This window comes from Ramlibacter sp. (assembly GCF_036383835.1).
Lineage (GTDB): Bacteria > Pseudomonadota > Gammaproteobacteria > Burkholderiales > Burkholderiaceae_C > Ramlibacter.
In genome coordinates this window covers 72,801-87,220 of sequence record NZ_DASVNN010000150.1, presented here as the reverse complement: position 1 = coordinate 87,220, position 14,420 = coordinate 72,801, and the positions used below count along the sequence as shown (strand labels likewise).

General features: G+C 69.1%; 17 protein-coding genes. 11 read left to right on the top strand and 6 right to left on the bottom strand.

Features of this window, described 5'->3' with window-relative positions:
- Positions 1 to 142 precede the first annotated feature (142 nt).
- From VF522_RS23620 to VF522_RS23575, 10 genes are all read left to right on the top strand, one after another.
- Positions 143 to 478 carry a hypothetical protein gene (locus VF522_RS23620; RefSeq protein WP_330910785.1) on the top strand — a complete coding sequence of 112 codons (336 nt, stop codon included), beginning with the start codon at positions 143 to 145 and terminating at the stop codon, positions 476 to 478.
- A 114-nt stretch (positions 479 to 592) separates the two neighbouring features.
- Complete coding sequence (locus tag VF522_RS23615) at positions 593 to 760, top strand: hypothetical protein (RefSeq protein WP_330910784.1); 168 nt, start codon at positions 593 to 595, stop codon at positions 758 to 760.
- Positions 761 to 836: 76 nt separating this feature from the next.
- Entirely contained in the window at positions 837 to 1,901 is a 1,065-nt protein-coding gene (locus VF522_RS23610) for an Ldh family oxidoreductase (protein ID WP_330910783.1), read from the top strand.
- Between the two features lie 154 nt (positions 1,902 to 2,055).
- The gene (locus tag VF522_RS23605) at positions 2,056 to 3,270 is read left to right on the top strand and encodes an ABC transporter substrate-binding protein (RefSeq protein ID WP_330910782.1); all 1,215 of its coding nucleotides are present in this window, start codon (positions 2,056 to 2,058) and stop codon (positions 3,268 to 3,270) included.
- Positions 3,271 to 3,280: 10 nt separating this feature from the next.
- Positions 3,281 to 4,177 carry a branched-chain amino acid ABC transporter permease gene (locus tag VF522_RS23600; protein WP_330910781.1) on the top strand — a complete coding sequence of 299 codons (897 nt, stop codon included), beginning with the start codon at positions 3,281 to 3,283 and terminating at the stop codon, positions 4,175 to 4,177.
- Complete coding sequence (locus VF522_RS23595; protein ID WP_330910780.1) at positions 4,174 to 5,121, top strand: branched-chain amino acid ABC transporter permease; 948 nt, start codon at positions 4,174 to 4,176, stop codon at positions 5,119 to 5,121. Before VF522_RS23600 ends, VF522_RS23595 begins: the two co-directional genes overlap by 4 nt.
- Positions 5,118 to 5,870 (top strand): ABC transporter ATP-binding protein, encoded by a 753-nt coding sequence (locus VF522_RS23590; RefSeq protein ID WP_330910779.1) that lies wholly within the window; start codon positions 5,118 to 5,120, stop codon positions 5,868 to 5,870. The genes VF522_RS23595 and VF522_RS23590 overlap by 4 nt, the downstream gene beginning before the upstream one ends.
- Entirely contained in the window at positions 5,867 to 6,607 is a 741-nt protein-coding gene (locus VF522_RS23585) for an ABC transporter ATP-binding protein (RefSeq protein WP_330910778.1), read from the top strand. The genes VF522_RS23590 and VF522_RS23585 overlap by 4 nt, the downstream gene beginning before the upstream one ends.
- Before the next feature lie 37 nt (positions 6,608 to 6,644).
- The gene (locus VF522_RS23580; RefSeq protein ID WP_330910777.1) at positions 6,645 to 6,950 is read left to right on the top strand and encodes a hypothetical protein; all 306 of its coding nucleotides are present in this window, start codon (positions 6,645 to 6,647) and stop codon (positions 6,948 to 6,950) included.
- Between the two features lie 126 nt (positions 6,951 to 7,076).
- Entirely contained in the window at positions 7,077 to 7,478 is a 402-nt protein-coding gene (locus VF522_RS23575) for a hypothetical protein (protein WP_330910776.1), read from the top strand.
- 34 nt (positions 7,479 to 7,512) lie between these two features.
- Here the strand turns inward: VF522_RS23575 and VF522_RS23570 are convergent, their stop codons facing one another.
- Together VF522_RS23570 and VF522_RS23565 are read right to left on the bottom strand one after the other, a co-directional pair.
- Positions 7,513 to 8,676 carry a mandelate racemase/muconate lactonizing enzyme family protein gene (locus VF522_RS23570; RefSeq protein WP_330910775.1) on the bottom strand — a complete coding sequence of 388 codons (1,164 nt, stop codon included), beginning with the start codon at positions 8,674 to 8,676 and terminating at the stop codon, positions 7,513 to 7,515.
- Between the two features lie 23 nt (positions 8,677 to 8,699).
- Complete coding sequence (locus VF522_RS23565; protein ID WP_330910774.1) at positions 8,700 to 9,677, bottom strand: tripartite tricarboxylate transporter substrate binding protein; 978 nt, start codon at positions 9,675 to 9,677, stop codon at positions 8,700 to 8,702.
- A 115-nt stretch (positions 9,678 to 9,792) separates the two neighbouring features.
- Here VF522_RS23565 and VF522_RS23560 point away from each other — a divergent pair, with 115 nt between their 5' ends.
- Positions 9,793 to 10,719, top strand: coding sequence for a LysR family transcriptional regulator (locus VF522_RS23560; protein ID WP_330910773.1), 927 nt, complete (start codon positions 9,793 to 9,795; stop codon positions 10,717 to 10,719).
- A 48-nt stretch (positions 10,720 to 10,767) separates the two neighbouring features.
- On the opposite strand, the gene VF522_RS23555 is transcribed toward VF522_RS23560, so the two are convergent.
- From VF522_RS23555 to VF522_RS23540, 4 genes are read right to left on the bottom strand one after another with little or no spacing between them, the layout of a single operon-like run.
- Entirely contained in the window at positions 10,768 to 11,736 is a 969-nt protein-coding gene (locus VF522_RS23555) for a tripartite tricarboxylate transporter substrate binding protein (RefSeq protein ID WP_330910772.1), read from the bottom strand.
- Between the two features lie 18 nt (positions 11,737 to 11,754).
- Positions 11,755 to 12,630 (bottom strand): isocitrate lyase/PEP mutase family protein, encoded by an 876-nt coding sequence (locus VF522_RS23550; protein ID WP_330910771.1) that lies wholly within the window; start codon positions 12,628 to 12,630, stop codon positions 11,755 to 11,757.
- Positions 12,631 to 12,635: 5 nt separating this feature from the next.
- The gene (locus tag VF522_RS23545; protein ID WP_330910770.1) at positions 12,636 to 13,127 is read right to left on the bottom strand and encodes a 3-isopropylmalate dehydratase; all 492 of its coding nucleotides are present in this window, start codon (positions 13,125 to 13,127) and stop codon (positions 12,636 to 12,638) included.
- Positions 13,124 to 14,416 carry a 3-isopropylmalate dehydratase large subunit gene (locus VF522_RS23540; protein WP_330910769.1) on the bottom strand — a complete coding sequence of 431 codons (1,293 nt, stop codon included), beginning with the start codon at positions 14,414 to 14,416 and terminating at the stop codon, positions 13,124 to 13,126. The genes VF522_RS23545 and VF522_RS23540 overlap by 4 nt, the downstream gene beginning before the upstream one ends.
- Between the last annotated feature and the right edge of the window lie 4 nt (positions 14,417 to 14,420).

Genomic DNA, 14,420 nt, shown 5'->3' with positions numbered 1-14,420 from the left:
CCACCTCGAACTGGCGGCCTGCGTCTTCGCACAAGGCCCGCGCCTGCTCGACGGTGCCGGCGTCGAAATAGACATGGGCGTGATAGGCTGGATGGATGTTGACGGGGCGGCGCGGCATGGCGACATTGTGACGAAACCAGGCATGAACATCCTGCGCTCCAGCGCATCCGCCGCCATCGCGCTGGTCCTCGCGCACGCGGCGGGCGCGCAGTCCGCGCCACCGGCGCCTTCCTTCGAGGTGGCGTATCGCGCCTGGGCCATCGCGACGGAACTCGCCCGCGAGAACGGCGACCCGAACATCGGCGGCCAGTGCGGCAAGACCTTCCGCCCCTTCGTCATCCCCGGCCTGCGCATGCAGAACCGGCAGGACCAGGACGTCGCCGCGACGGCTTGCGTCGAGGCAGCCCGGTCAGCCTGCGCCAACGGCAAGCTGCGCAAGTCGGCGGAGACGATGACGAAGTGCCGGGAGTTCCGGTAACCGGCGTTGTTCCTACCGGCACTTGCCTCGAAATCTCACAGGCCATCGCTTCATTGCGCCCTACCTTGGGGAGGCCGCCGGAATGGTCCGGCGAACACATCCGAGGAAAGCAACATGCCCCAGTCGACCAAAGACACCAAGGGTGGGAAGACCCACGCCAAGAAGAACACGCACTCGAGCGGAGCCGTTTCGGACAAGGCGGCGGCGAAGAAGGCGGGGCGTTCCGGCGCATCCCCGACCGGCCCCATCAAGCACGGCGAGAAGAAGACCACGCCGCGTTGATGCGACCGGGTGCGTGCGGCGCGCGCCGATGTCCCCCAGAATGTCGGCGCCTCCCACGACAAGTTGCACGCACCGCATGCCCACGACCGAAACACTCCCCGTCTACGGCGCCGCCTCGCTGCGCGCCTTCGCCTCCAGCCTGCTGCAAAAGGGCGGACTGGCGCCGGATCGCGCCGGCGACGTCGCCGACATCCTGCTGGCCGCCGACCTCATGGGCCACGACACCCATGGCCTGAACCTGCTGCCGGTCTATCTCGAGCACCTCGCCAACGGCACCATGGCGGCCACCGGCGAGCCGGAGGTGATCGCCGACCGTCCCGCCACGCTGACGTGGGACGGCAGGCAGCTTCCCGGCCAGTGGCTGGTGCTTCGGGCGATGGACGCGGCCATCCCGCGCGCGCGGATCTACGGCGCGGCGACGGTGGCCATCCGCAACGCACACCACATCGGAAGCCTGTCGGCCTATCTCGAGCGCGCCACGCGCGAAGGGATGGTGATGCTGCTGCATTCGTCGGCCCCCGGCGGCGGCAGCGTCGCGCCCTTCGGCGGCAGCAAGGCGCTGTTCTCGCCCAGCCCGATGTCCATGGGCTGCCCCACCGAGGGCCTGCCCATCCTGGTCGACATCTCCACTTCGATCACGACCAACAACATGGTCGTGCGGCTGCAAAAGCAGGGGCGCAAGCTGCCCAGGCCGTGGCTGCTCGATGCCCAGGGCCAGCCGACCGACGACCCGGCCGTGATCGGCGCCGGCGGCACCCTGATGCCGCTGGGCGGCGAGGATGCAGGCCACAAGGGCTACGGCCTGGCGCTGATGGTCGAGGCCCTGACGGCCGGCCTGGTGGACCGCGGCCGGCACCAGCCCGGCTTCAAGTTCAACAACACGGTGTTCCTCCAGATCCTCGACCCGGAAGCCTTCGGCGGCCTGCCCGGCCTGCGATCGCAGATGGAACGGATCGCCCAGGCCTGCCGGGCCAACCCACCGCGCCCCGGTGGCAAGCCCGTGCGCCTGCCGGGCGAAGCGGCGCAGAAGCTGGCGGCGAAGCAGGAGCGGGACGGCGTGTCACTGGCAGCCGGCATCCTGGATGCGCTGAAGCCCTGGGCCGACAGATTCGATGTGGCGCTGCCGGCGGCGTCTCCTTGACGTCGCTTGTCCGGTCGCCGGGTCGCGACAACCCGGAAGAGCAAGCCGAAAGTTTCAATCCGCGAGCAGGCAACGGGTTTCCCCGGGCAAGAAGCCTATGGCGCAGCGCATGGCCTGCCGCTAAATTGCGCATCTTCCGCCACGAGGAGACCCCATGAGCCTTCGACACCTGCGCGCGGCCACCCTCGGCCTGGGCGCCGCGCTCGCCTTGCTGCCCGCGTTCGCCGCGGACCCCATCCTGATCGGCGCCAGCATCACGCAGTCGCCACCCGGCTCCGTCGTGCAGGGCAAGCAGGTCAAGGACGGCATGGAGATCCTCAAGGACATGGTCAACGCCAAGGGCGGCGTGCTCGGCCGGCCGATCCAGGTCCTGTACGAGGACAACCAGGGCATCCCGGAAAAGGGCCGCGCCGCCACCGAGAAGCTGATCACCCGCGACAAGGTGGTGGCGCTCGCCGGCGGCCACCAGAGCTCCGTGTGCCTGGCGGAGATCGAAGTGGCGCACCGCTACAAGGTGCCGTACGTCAACACCAACTGCTGGTCCGACGACGTGCGCAAGCGCGGCTACCCGGAGGTGTTCAACACCTCGCCGTACAACACGCTGGTCTCCTCGTCGATGGCGACCACGCTGGCCACGATGGGCGTCAAGCGCGTCGTCGCGTTCGCCGAGAACACCGACTACGGCATCGGCCAGGCCAAGCTCACCGGCGAGCTGCTCAAGCAGAAGGCGCCGAACATCGAGTACCGCTACGAGACGCTGGACCGCGCGAGCAAGGACTTCACCGCGGCGATCCTGCCGCTGCGCGCCAACCCGCCGGACGTGATCGTGATGTCGATGCTGCCGCCCGCGGCCTACATCGTGATGAACCAGGCGTACGAGCAGGGCGTCGCGCCGACGTCGAAGACGCTCCTGTACGACGGCGGCGGCCTCGCCGATTACCCGGACTTCTGGCAGAACGTGAAGGAAGGCGGCAAGTACCTGCTGTCGTTCGCGCTGTACCACCCCGCCATGCCGCAGACGCAGCTGGCCAAGGACGTCGCCGCCGAATACAGGAAGCGCACCGGCGGCGACATCAACCGCCTCGTGCTGCAGGCCGCCGATTCGCTGCACCTGGTGATCGAAGGCATCCGGCAAGCCAAGAGCACCGACCCGGAGAAGCTCGCGAGCACGCTGCGCACGATGAAGTTCGAGAGCCTGCGCGGCGTGGGCAACTTCTCCACGCAGCAGGGCTACGCCTACCAGCAGTGGCTGGACATCCCCTACGTGAACTACGAGCTCACCGCGGAGAAGCAGCCGGTCGCGCAGACCGTGCTGATCCAGGCACCGGGCCAGAAGTTCGATCCGGCGAAGATCGTTCGCCCGAAGTGACAAGCGCGCGTTGCTGCTCCTTTCGCTCGACCTGCTCGCCAACGGGCTGATCTACGGCTGCTTCTATGCGCTGATGGCCGTGGGCCTGGCCATGATCTTCGGCGTGCTGAAGATCGTGAACTTCGCCCACGGCGAGTTCTTCATGGTGGGCGCCTACACCTACGTGCTGGTCGCCCTCCAGTTCGGCGTCTCGCCCTGGCTCTCGCTGCCGTGCGCCGCGATCGCCGGCGCGGCGCTCGGCTGGATCGTGGAACGCCTGCTGATGCGCCCGCTGTACCAGGGCTACGCGAGCTGGGGCTTCATGAAGGACGAATACGCGGTGGTCGTCACCTTCGGACTGTCGCTGCTGCTGATCAACCTCGTGGACAAGGGCGTGGGCCCCTACTCCTACCGCGGCCCCGCGCTGGTGGAGACCGGCCGGTTCGCGCTGGGCCCCGTGATGCTCACCGGGCAGAAGGCGATCGCGACGGTGGTGGCCGTGGCCATCATGGCGGGCCTGGCCGTCTTCCTGAAGAAGTCGGTGTGGGGCAAGCAGATCCAGGCGGTGGCGCAGAACCGGCTCGGCGCCTCGCTCGCCGGCATCGACGCCACCCGCGCCACGAGCCTCATCTTCGTGATCTCCGGCATGCTGGCCGCCCTGTCCGGCGCCTTGCTCGCGCCCATGGTCAACCCCTCGCCCGACGTCGGCTCCTTCCCGGCCATCAAGTCCTACGTGATCGTGGTGCTCGGGGGCATGGGTTCGGTGTGGGGCGCCATGCTCGCCGCGCTGATCCTCGGCGTGAGCGAGGCCTTCTTCTCGGTGTACGGCTCCTACGATTACCGCGACGCCTTCGGGCTCGCCATCCTCGTGCTGGTGCTGCTGCTGCGACCGCAGGGTCTCTTCGGCACGAAAGGCCGCGAGGTATGAAGGGGCCCGGGCCGCTGTGGCGCGACCGGCTGGCCTTCGACATGCGGGCCGCGCTGCTGGTGTGCGCCCTCCTTGCGCTGCTGCCGGTCGTGGTCACGGGTCCGTATGCGCAGGGCATCATCCTCGTGAGCGTGTATTTCGCGATGCTCTCGCTGGCGTGGAACGCGCTCGCCGGATTCACCGGCCAGTTCTCGCTGGCGCCGGCCGCCTTCGCGATGCTGGGCGGCTACACCACGGCGCTGCTGGACTTCTACTGGAAGGTGCCGCTGGGCTTCGCCCTTCCGGCGGCGATCGTGTCCACCGCCCTGCTCGGGCTGCTCCTGGGCAAGCTCGTGCTGAACCTGAGCGGTCCGTACCTCTCGCTCACCACCCTCGCCTTCGCGGAGATCGCGCGCGTGGTGGTCGGGAACTCGCACGAGTTCACGCGCGGCGACCAGGGCATGCACGTCGCCACGCTGACCGAAAACCGCCTCGGCTACTACTACATCTTCCTGGCGGCGCTGGTGTTCGTGCTGGGCGTGCTGTACGCGATGCTGCGCGGCCGGCTGGGGCGCTTCATGACGGCGGTGCGCGACGACCCCGTCGGCGCGGAAAGCCGCGGCATCGACGTCGTGCGCGTGAAGATGATCGTGTTCTGCACCTCGTGCGCGATCTGCGGCCTCGCCGGCGCGCTCTATGGGACGTTCAGCCAGCTGGTGAGCCCGGAACTCGGCCTGCTGCAGCAGACCGGCCTCGTGCTGTCGATGGTGGTGATCGGCGGGATGGCATCGATGACGGGATCCATCGTCGGCGCCCTGCTGGTCTACCTCGGCTCCGAGTGGCTGCGCGGCTTCGGCGACGTGCAGGTGATCGTGTTCGCCCTGCTGGTGATCCTGTTCGCGCGCTGGGTGCCGGGTGGGCTGTGGGGCCTGGCGCTGGCGCGCATCCGGGGCAGGCGCTCATGAGCCTGCTTGCCATCGAGGGCCTGTCGAAGAACTTCGGCGGCGTCGCGGCCGTCGACCGCGTCGGCTTCGACGTGCGCGAGGGCGAGATCCTCGGGCTGATCGGGCCGAACGGGTCGGGCAAGACCACCGTGCTGAACATGCTCTCGGGTTTCCTGCCCCCGGATGCCGGCCGGGTGGCGATGCGCGAGCACGACATCACCGGCATGCGCCCCGACAGGCTCGCGCGGCTGGGCGTGCTGCGCATGTTCCAGATGACTCGCGTGTTCACGCGCACCAGCGCCTTCGACAACCTGCTCACGGCCGGGATGGCGCGGGGCCTCGCGGAGGCCGAAGCGACGCGCCGCGCCCAGTCGCTCGTCGAGGAACTCACGCTCGGTCCCGTGCAGCACCTGGATGCGGGCCAGCTGTCCGGCGGCCAGCGCAAGCTGCTCGAGTTCGGCATGTGCTTCATCGAGCCGCCGCTCGTGGCCCTCCTCGACGAGCCGTTCGCCGCCGTCCACCCCGTGATGCGCGAGGTGATGGCGCAATTCATCCGCGCCCGCCACGCGCAAGGGGCGACCTTCCTGCTCGTGAGCCACGACATGCCGGTGGTGCTGGACCTGTGCGGCCGCGCCGTGTGCATGAACGCCGGCCGCGTGATCGCGGCGGGGGGCGTGCACGACGTCCTGCGCAACCACGACGTGATCGAGGCCTACCTGGGCGAGACGCACGGCGACGACGAGCCTCCGACGCTGGAGGTCGCCGCGTGAGTTCGACCCCGGCGCTGCTGGAAATGCGCGGCGTGACCGCGGGCTACGCGCAGGACATCGACGTGCTGCGCGACGTCTCGCTGCGGGTGGACGCCGGACGCATCACGGGCCTGATCGGGCTCAACGGGGCCGGCAAGTCGACGCTCGTCAAGACGATCTGCGGCTTCCTGCCGCCGAAGTCGGGCAGCGTCGCGTTCGAAGCCGCCGACATCTCGGGCCTCGCGCCGCACAAGCTGATCGACCTGGGCATCTGCTGCATCCCGCAGGAATCCAGCCTGTTCCCGCAGCTGACGGTGGAAGACAACCTGCTGCTGCCGCTGCTCGGGCGGCGCAAGCGCTTCGGCGGCGTGATGCGCGATCGGCTGCAGGAGGTGTTCGCGCAGTTCCCCGCCCTGCACGAGAAGCGCTCGCAGCCCGCCGGCAGCTTGTCGGGCGGCCAGCAGAAGCAGCTGGAGTTCGGCAAGGCGTGGCTGCAGCAGCCCAAGCTGTGCCTGGTCGACGAGCCGAGCATCGGCCTGTCGCCGCGCGTCTCGGAGGAGATCTTCACCTGGATCGAGAAGTTCGCAGCGGCGGGCATGGGCATCCTGCTGATCGACCACAACGTGCGCCGCGTAGTGCGGATGTCCGATCGCGTGTGCGTTCTCAGCCTCGGCCGCATCACCGCGGAGGGCGAGGCGGCCGAGTTCCAGGGCGACCTGCACCGGCAGGTGCAGGAGTGGCTGGGGCTGCACTTCTAGGCGCGTTCGAAGCGATTGGCACTACGATGCCGGAACGATGCTTTTCGTCACAGCCCTCTCCGATCGCCCTTACGACATCGACGTCTGGGGCCGTACCTTCGAGCCGGAGTGGCGGGTCGTCGCCGCCTACACCTATGCGGTGGTGCTGGAAGCCAGGGCCGGCGGCCCGGAATCGCTCATGAAGTGCTTCCACGCGTGGGACCGCGAGGAGCGCGGTACCGCGACCCCGTCCGACGCGGCGGACGCGGAAGTTTTCCGCAGTGCCGTCGCCTACGCGGATCGGGTCGGCAAACGGCTCATGGAACCGGAGCCGCCACCAGCTTTCGTGTTCCGCGTGAAGTAAGGCGCGGGAAGGGAACTCCCCTCCTTTTCAGCCATTTGGCCCCTGTTCGGTGTCAGCCGCAGGCGTTACATTTCCGAACAGGTACCGGGGAGCGCCTTCGAGTCTTCCCCACGAGCGGAGTCATTCATGCGCCTTCCGGCTGGAGCCAAGCTGTTTTCCGTGTGCCTCGTTTTCGCTGCCGTCGTTCCGGACGCGCAGGCGGAAATCGTCCATATGCCGGTCCTGAAGTGCATTCAGACGGTCAGCGGCCAGAGGCAGCCCGGGTCTTCCAACCAGCCCGTGACCGTCATCAACCAGTGTGGCATGACCATCAACTACACGTGGGACGCCAATGGCGAAGGGCACGCGTATGGGCACGGCAGCAATCTCTACGCCCGCAGCATTCCCGCCGGTGGCAGGGACACCTTCACCTTCGACCTCAGGCGTGCTCCGCGCGGGGTACCGATCTGGGCCTGCCCCCAGAACCAACAGGGCTCGACGGTGCATTTCAACACCGACAAGCGGAGCTGCTCGTACCTGAAACGGTGACGCCGTTCCGCTTCCGGGAGGCGCCCCCGACGGCTTACTGATCGACCACGAACCCGTCGAAGTGCGGGCGCATGGTGATCGGCTTGACCAGCGGCGGCCGGATCTTCTGCGCATCCGGCACCAAGTTCATGCCGAGGCCGGGCCCGTTGGGGATGTCGACGAAGCCGTTGTGCGGCCGCGGCACCTTGTCGACGATGTCGCTGCCCAGGTGCTCGGGGCGCGACTCGAAGATGCCGGCCTCGAAACCCGTCGCGTATTCCTGGATCGCGAAGTTCGGGATGGCCGCGTCCAGCTGCAGGCAGGCGGCCAGGCCGATGGGCGACAGCGGGTTGTGCGGCACCACCTGCACGTGATGGGCTTCGGCGATGGCGGCGACCTTCTTCGCCCCCGTGATGCCGCCGCACAGGCACAGGTCGACCCGCGCGTACTCCACGCCGCCGCGCGCCATCAGAGTCTGGAACTCGTAGATGTTGGCGAAGCGCTCCCCGGTGGCGATCGGGATGCCGATCTTTTCGGCGACGCGCGCCATGGCGTCGGGGCCTTCGGGACGGATCGGGTCCTCGATGAACATCGGGTGGGTGTCCTCGATGCCGCGCGCGAAGACGATCGCCTCCGCGGGCGTGAGGCGGCGATGGATCTCGATCAGCAGGTCCACGCGGTCGCCGACCACCTCGCGCATGCGCCGGGTGTTGTCGATCGCGTCGCGCATCTTCTTGATGTGCGTCTTGAAGTAGACCTGGTCGTTGCCCTCGTCCAGGAACGGGTTGAGGTGGCCGAAGGCGTTGAAGCCCGCCTCCATCTTGGCCTGGCACTCCACCAGCATCTTCTCGATGCTGTGCTCGTAGATGTGGCCGTAGATGCGCGCCTTGGTGCGCGCCGCGCCGCCCAGCAGCTCGTAGATCGGCACCTGCAGGGCCTTGCCCTTGATGTCCCACAGGGCGATGTCGATCGCCGAGATGGCGGCGTTCTCGGCCAGGCCCGTGAAGTAGCTGAAGCGGTGCATCACGTTCCAGTGATGCTCGATGGCGAAGGCCTCCTTGCCTTCCAGGTATTCGGCGAAGCGGCGGATGCAGGCGCCGGCGGCTTCGATGTGCCCCCAGGTGCCGGCCTCGCCGTAACCGACGATGCCCTCGTCGGTGGTGACGCGCACGAACATGAACTGGCCCACGTGCAGGGGCTCGACTTTGCGGATCTTCATTCGGGTCTTTCGGATGCGGCGGTTCAGTCCACCTTGATGCGGGCCCTGGCGATCAGGTCGCTCCAGCGGCGCGCTTCCGCCTCGACGTGGCGGGTGGCTTCGGCGGGCGTCATCGAGACGGGCTCGGCGCCGGCGGCCACCAGGCGCTCGCGGAGATCGGGCTTCTTCAGGATCTTCTGGATCTCGGCGTGCAGGTAGTTGACGACCTCGGCCGGCGTGCCCCTGGGCGCGGCGAGGCCGAACCAGTTGGCGATGAGGAAGTCCGGGAAGCCGGCCTCGGCTGCGGTCGGCACGTTGGGCAGCGAAGACAGGCGCTTCGTGTGGGCCACCGCCAGCGGCCGCATCCGCCCGGACGCCATCTGCGCGGACACCGTCGGCGCGGCGGTGACCAGCACCTCCACCTGGCCGCCCAGCAGGTCGGCCACGGCGGGACCCGAGCCCTTGTAGGCGATGTGGGTCATGTCGATGCCGGCGACGGACTTGAGCAGTTCGCCCGCGATGTGCGGGCCGCTGCCGGCGCCGCCCGAAGCGAAGTTCAGCTTGCCCGGCCGCGCCTTGGCGAGTTCCACCAGTTCGCGCAGGTTCTTCGCCGGCACGCTGGAATTGACGACCAGGACGTAAGGCGCCTCGGCGAACACGGTGACGGGGGCCAGGTCCTTGATGGGATCGAAAGGCAGCTTGGGGAACAGCGACGGGATGATCGTCTGTGTCATCTCGTTGGCCAGCAGCGTGTAGCCGTCGGCCGGCGCCTTGGCCACGAAGCCGGTCGCGATCGTGGTGCTGCCGCCGCCCTTGTTCTCCGAGATGAAGGTCTTGCCGGTGGAGGTGGCGAGCGACTGGGCGATCAGGCGGCCGACGATGTCGGTCGTGCCGCCCGGCGCGTAGGGGATGACCACGGTCACCGGCCTGGCGGGATATCCCTGCGCGCGGGCCAGCAGCGGCAGGGACGACAGGCCGATCATGAGCGAGCGGCGCGACAGGAAATTCGGCGGAAGGTTCACTGTGTCTCCTCGGGTCGTCGGCGGCCGGTGCGGCTACCGGATGCGAAGGACTTTACGGCGCAATCCTGCTGAATAATTGCGCTGCATTGACAGCATTGTTCAATCCAGCTTCACAATGACAGAGATCACCAACGCCTCGGCGGAGATGGCTTTCTTCCACGTCCTGATCCGGCGGGGCAGCCTGTCGGCCGCGGCGCGCGAACTCGGGCTGAGCACGCCGGCCGTGAGCCGCCGCCTCGCGCTGCTCGAGGCGCGCCTGGGCGTGCAGCTCCTGACCCGCACGACGCGCCGCATCGCGCTGACGCCCGAGGGCGAGGAATACCTGACCGAGGCCCGCCGCATCCTGGCCGACATCGAGGACGTCGAGCACCGTTTGAGCCAATCGATGGCGCAACCGCGCGGCCTGCTGCGCGTCAATGCCACGCTGGGTTTCGGGCGCAGCCACGTGACGCCCGTGATCTCGAAGTTCTGCAAGGCCCACCCGGAGGTGCAGGTGCAGTTCCACCTGACCGTGACGCCGCCGCCGCTGAGCGAGGACGCGTTCGATGTCTGCGTTCGCTTCGGCGAGCCGCCGGATGCCCGGGTGATCGCCCGCAAGGTCGCGGACAACCGCCGGCTGCTCTGCGCCTCGCCGGCCTACCTGGCCCGAAGGGGCACGCCGCGCACGCCGTCGGACCTGGCGCGCCACGACTGCATCAGCATCCATCACGGCGAGGACGCTTATGGCCTGTGGCGATTCACGGCCGGACGGCGTTCGGAATCGGTGAAGGTGACGGGCTCCATGAGCACCAACGACGGTGACATCGCGGTGGCCTGGGCGCTCGACGGCCACGGCATCCTGATGCGCGCCGAGTGGGACGTCGCCAAGTACCTGCGCAGCGGCCGCCTGCGCGAAGTGCTGGAGAACCACGCGACGCCGCCCGCCGACATCTATGCCGTGTACCCAAAGCGCCACCAGAGCGCGCGCCGCGTCACGGCCTTCGTGGACTTCCTGTGCGCGGCGCTGGGTTCGACGGCCCGGCGGGTGATGGCAGGGGATTAGCGCGCGGGCGGGCCGCAGGCCCTGGCCAGGCCCGCGGCGCCGCGCGCCTTATTCCGGCTGGATCCCGAACGCCTTGGCCTGCGACGCCCAGTGCTTGATGTCACCGGCGAGGAAGGTCGCGAACTGCTCGGGCGTGCCGACTTCCGGCGTGCTGCCGTCTCCTTCCAGGCGGGCCTTCACCTTGGGCTGCTGCATGGCCTTGTTGATCGCGGCGTTGAGCGCGCGCGTCACGTCGGCCGGCAGCCTGGCCGGGCCGAGGATGCCGAACCAGCCGTAGTTGGTGGTGTAGCCGGCCACCGCTTCCGTGATGGGCGCGGCATCCGGGAAGGCGGCGATGCGCTTCGGGCCGGCGACGGCCAGCGCGCGCAGCTTGCCCGACTGGATCAGCGGGCGCGCGCCGTTCACGGGCGCGAACATGAGGTCGACGTGGCCAGCCAGCACGTCGGCCAGCGCGGGACTCGTGCCCTTGAAGGGAACCTGCGTGACGGGCACGCCGGCCGACTTCTCGAACTCGTAGGTGTCCATGTGCAGCGAGGAGCCGGTGCCGCCGATGGCGAAGCTCAGCGCGGGCTTGCCGGCCTTGCCCTTGGCGATCACCTCGCGCACGTCGCGGTAGGGCGCGTCCGTGCGCGTGACCAGCACGCTCGACACCTTGGCGAGCAGCGCCACCGGCGTGAAGTCGGCGATCGGGTCGTAGGGCAGTTTCTTGGACAGCGACGCGTTCATCGTGTGGCTGGTGAAGGCCACCAGCAGCGTGTGGCCGTCGGCCGGGGCGCGCTGCACTTCCATCGCGGCGATGTTGCCGCCCGCGCCCGCCTTGTTCTCCACGATCACGGGCTGGCCGAGGGTCTTGGTCATGTCCTCGGCGACTTCGCGCGCCAGCGTGTCGGTGGTTCCGCCGGCCGACGCGCCGACGATCAGGCGGATCGGCTTGTTGGGGAAAGCGGCATGCGAGGCCGCCGCGGCGACGGCGAGCACGGCGCCCAGGACGGCGCGGCGGGTGGGGAAGCGGTTCATCGGTCTTGGTCTCCTTGGTCAGTCTTGTTGCGCGGCGTCGTAGCGCGCCGCATGCTGCAGCAGTTCGGGGGTGCCGATCAGTGCGTTGAGCTGGTCGAAGTCGAGCATGCGCTCGCGCTCCGGCGCAGTGGTCTCGTGTTGGCGCAGGCTCGCGTAATAGCGCTGCAGCGTATGGGCGACGGCGCGCGCGGTGCCGCCCGGGAAGATGACGATGCGAAAGCCGATGCGGCCCAGTTCGCTCGCCGCCGTCACGGGCGTCTTTCCACCCTCCACCATGTTGGCCAGCAGCGGGATGCGGCCGGCGAAGCGCTCGCACGCGATGCGCATCTGCTCCGGCGTGCGCAAGGCCTCGATGAAGAGAGCGTCCACCCCGCATGCGAGATAGGCCTCGGCGCGGTCCAGCGCGGCGTCGAAGCCCTCCACGGCCAGGGCGTCGGTGCGCGCGAGGATCAGGGTGTCCGCCGAGTGGCGCGCATCGAGCGCGGCACGCAGCTTGCCGCACATCTCCGCGCGCGGGATCACGCCCTTGCCATCGAGGTGGCCGCAGCGCTTGGGAAAGGTCTGGTCCTCCAGCTGCACCATGGCCGCGCCGGCGCGCTCGAACGCGCGCACGGTGCGCTGGGTGTTCAGCGCGTTGCCGAATCCGGTGTCGCCATCCACGATGACGGGCAGCGCCACCCGTTCGGTGATGCGGGCGAGCGTGTCGGCCACCTCGGTCGCGGTGGTGAGGCCGACGTCGGAGCGGCCCAGGCGCGTGTAGGCGATGGAGGCGCCCGAGAGGTACAAGGCCTCGAAGCCGGCCTGCTCGGCGATCAGCGCGGTGAACGCATCGTAGATGCCGGGAGCCAGCACGGCGCTCGCGGATTGCAGTCGCTGCTTGAGGTTGTTTGGCATGGTGGTCACTTCGAGGTTTGCAGCTTGCGCCGCAGCTGGTTCATGAGCCCGCCGGCCTGCACCATGTCCAGCAGGAAATCGGGGATGGGATCGCAGGCGAGGCGGCGGCCATTGGCGGTGACGACCTCCAGCCGCTGAAGGTCGAGGCCGACCTGCTCGCCTTCGCGCAGTTCGCCCGCGTCGCGGCACGTGAGCAGCAGCAACCCCAGGTTGAAGGCGTTGCGGAAGAACAGGCCGCTGAACGAAGGCGCGATCACCGCGCGCACGCCCAGGTGCACCAGCGCCGCGGCGGCCTGCTCGCGCGAGGAGCCGATGCCGAAGTTCGGACCGGCGGCGATCACGTCGCCGGGACGCACCGCGCCCGCGAACTCCGGCCGCACCGCCTCCAGGCAATGCGGCGCGATGCCTTCGATGCCCAGCTTCATGTAGGCGCCGGAGGCGAGCTGGTCGGTGTCGATGTCGGCGCCGAAGCGCCAGACCTTGTGCGTGGCGCTCATGCAAGCACCTCGCGCGGATCGGTGATGCGCCCGCGCAGCGCGGAAGCGGCCACCGTATAGGGAGAAGCGAGGTACACCTGCGCGGTGGCGGAACCCATGCGGCCCTTGAAGTTGCGCGCGGTGGTCGCCAGCACGGTGGCGCCGTCGGGAATGCTGCCGCCGTAGCCGGAGCAGGCGCCGCAGGCATTGGGCAGCAGCTCGGCGCCGGCATCGCGCAGGATGCCCATCACGCCTTCGGCCTCGGCTGCCTGCTGGTCCTGCAGGCTGGCGGGCGCGACCATCAGGCGCATGCCCGCGGCGATGCGCTGGCCGCGCAGTGCGGTGGCGGCCGCGCGCAGGTCCTCCAGCTTGGCGCCGGTGCAGGCGCCGACGTAGGCGACGTCCACAGTCACGTCCGCGAACTCGCCCACCGCGCGGGTGTTGGCCGGGCTGTGCGGCGCGGCGACCTGCGGTGCCAGCGTGGACGCGTCGAAGCGGAAAGTGCTGGCGACGGACTCGTCGACGTCCTCGTCGGTGCTCCAGCCCTCGATTTCGATCTCGGCGTCCGGCACGCCGGCCGCCAGCAGCCACTGGCGGGTCGTCTCGTCGGGCGCGACCAGGCCGGCCTGCGCGCCCATCTCCGCGCTCAGGTTCGACAGGGTCATGCGCTCCTGCATCGACAACGCCTTCACGGCGGGGCCGCAGAACTCCACGGCCTGGTACTCGCCGCCGTTCATGCCGAAGCGGCCGATCATGTGAAGCGCCATGTCCTTGGCCATGACGCCGGTCGCGAGCTTGCCGTCCCACCACATGCGCAGCGTCCTCGGCACGCGCACCCAGATCTCGCCGGTGACCACCACGCCGAGCATCTCGGTGGCGCCGATGCCGAACATGTAGGCGCCGAAGGCGCCACCGGTGGGCGAGTGCGAATCGCCGCCCACGCAGAACATGCCGGGACGGATGTGCCCCTTCTGCGGCAGCACCACATGGCAGATGCCGACGCTGTCGTAGACGTGGGGCAGGCGCTGTTCGGCTGCCCAGTCGCGCGCGATGCGCACGATGCGCCGCGAGTCCTCGTCCTGCGCCGGCACGTAGTGATCCATCACCAGCACGACGCGGTCCTTGTTCCAGATCTGCGCGCCCAGCTCCTCCAGCATGGGCTTGAGACGCCGCGGGCCGGAGGAATCGTGGAACAACGCCAGGTCCACCTGGCAGCTGACGATCTCGCCGGGGGCCACGTGGCTGCGGCCGGCCGCGCGCGCGATCAGTTTCTGCGGCAGCGTCTGCGGCTGCCGTGCGGGAGCTGTCATCCTC

Excerpts from the sequence above, each read along its gene's own strand:
- VF522_RS23620 (WP_330910785.1), top strand. The coding sequence starts at position 143 with ATGAACATCCTGCGCTCCAGCGCATCCGCCGCCATCGCGCTGGTCCTC.
- VF522_RS23615 (WP_330910784.1), top strand. The coding sequence starts at position 593 with ATGCCCCAGTCGACCAAAGACACCAAGGGTGGGAAGACCCACGCCAAG.
- VF522_RS23610 (WP_330910783.1), top strand. The coding sequence starts at position 837 with ATGCCCACGACCGAAACACTCCCCGTCTACGGCGCCGCCTCGCTGCGC.
- VF522_RS23605 (WP_330910782.1), top strand. The coding sequence starts at position 2,056 with ATGAGCCTTCGACACCTGCGCGCGGCCACCCTCGGCCTGGGCGCCGCG.
- VF522_RS23595 (WP_330910780.1), top strand. The coding sequence starts at position 4,174 with ATGAAGGGGCCCGGGCCGCTGTGGCGCGACCGGCTGGCCTTCGACATG.
- VF522_RS23590 (WP_330910779.1), top strand. The coding sequence starts at position 5,118 with ATGAGCCTGCTTGCCATCGAGGGCCTGTCGAAGAACTTCGGCGGCGTC.
- VF522_RS23580 (WP_330910777.1), top strand. The coding sequence starts at position 6,645 with ATGCTTTTCGTCACAGCCCTCTCCGATCGCCCTTACGACATCGACGTC.
- VF522_RS23575 (WP_330910776.1), top strand. The coding sequence starts at position 7,077 with ATGCGCCTTCCGGCTGGAGCCAAGCTGTTTTCCGTGTGCCTCGTTTTC.
- VF522_RS23570 (WP_330910775.1), bottom strand. The coding sequence starts at position 8,676 with ATGAAGATCCGCAAAGTCGAGCCCCTGCACGTGGGCCAGTTCATGTTC.
- VF522_RS23560 (WP_330910773.1), top strand. The coding sequence starts at position 9,793 with ATGACAGAGATCACCAACGCCTCGGCGGAGATGGCTTTCTTCCACGTC.
- VF522_RS23555 (WP_330910772.1), bottom strand. The coding sequence starts at position 11,736 with ATGAACCGCTTCCCCACCCGCCGCGCCGTCCTGGGCGCCGTGCTCGCC.
- VF522_RS23550 (WP_330910771.1), bottom strand. The coding sequence starts at position 12,630 with ATGCCAAACAACCTCAAGCAGCGACTGCAATCCGCGAGCGCCGTGCTG.
- VF522_RS23545 (WP_330910770.1), bottom strand. The coding sequence starts at position 13,127 with ATGAGCGCCACGCACAAGGTCTGGCGCTTCGGCGCCGACATCGACACC.
- VF522_RS23540 (WP_330910769.1), bottom strand. The coding sequence starts at position 14,416 with ATGACAGCTCCCGCACGGCAGCCGCAGACGCTGCCGCAGAAACTGATC.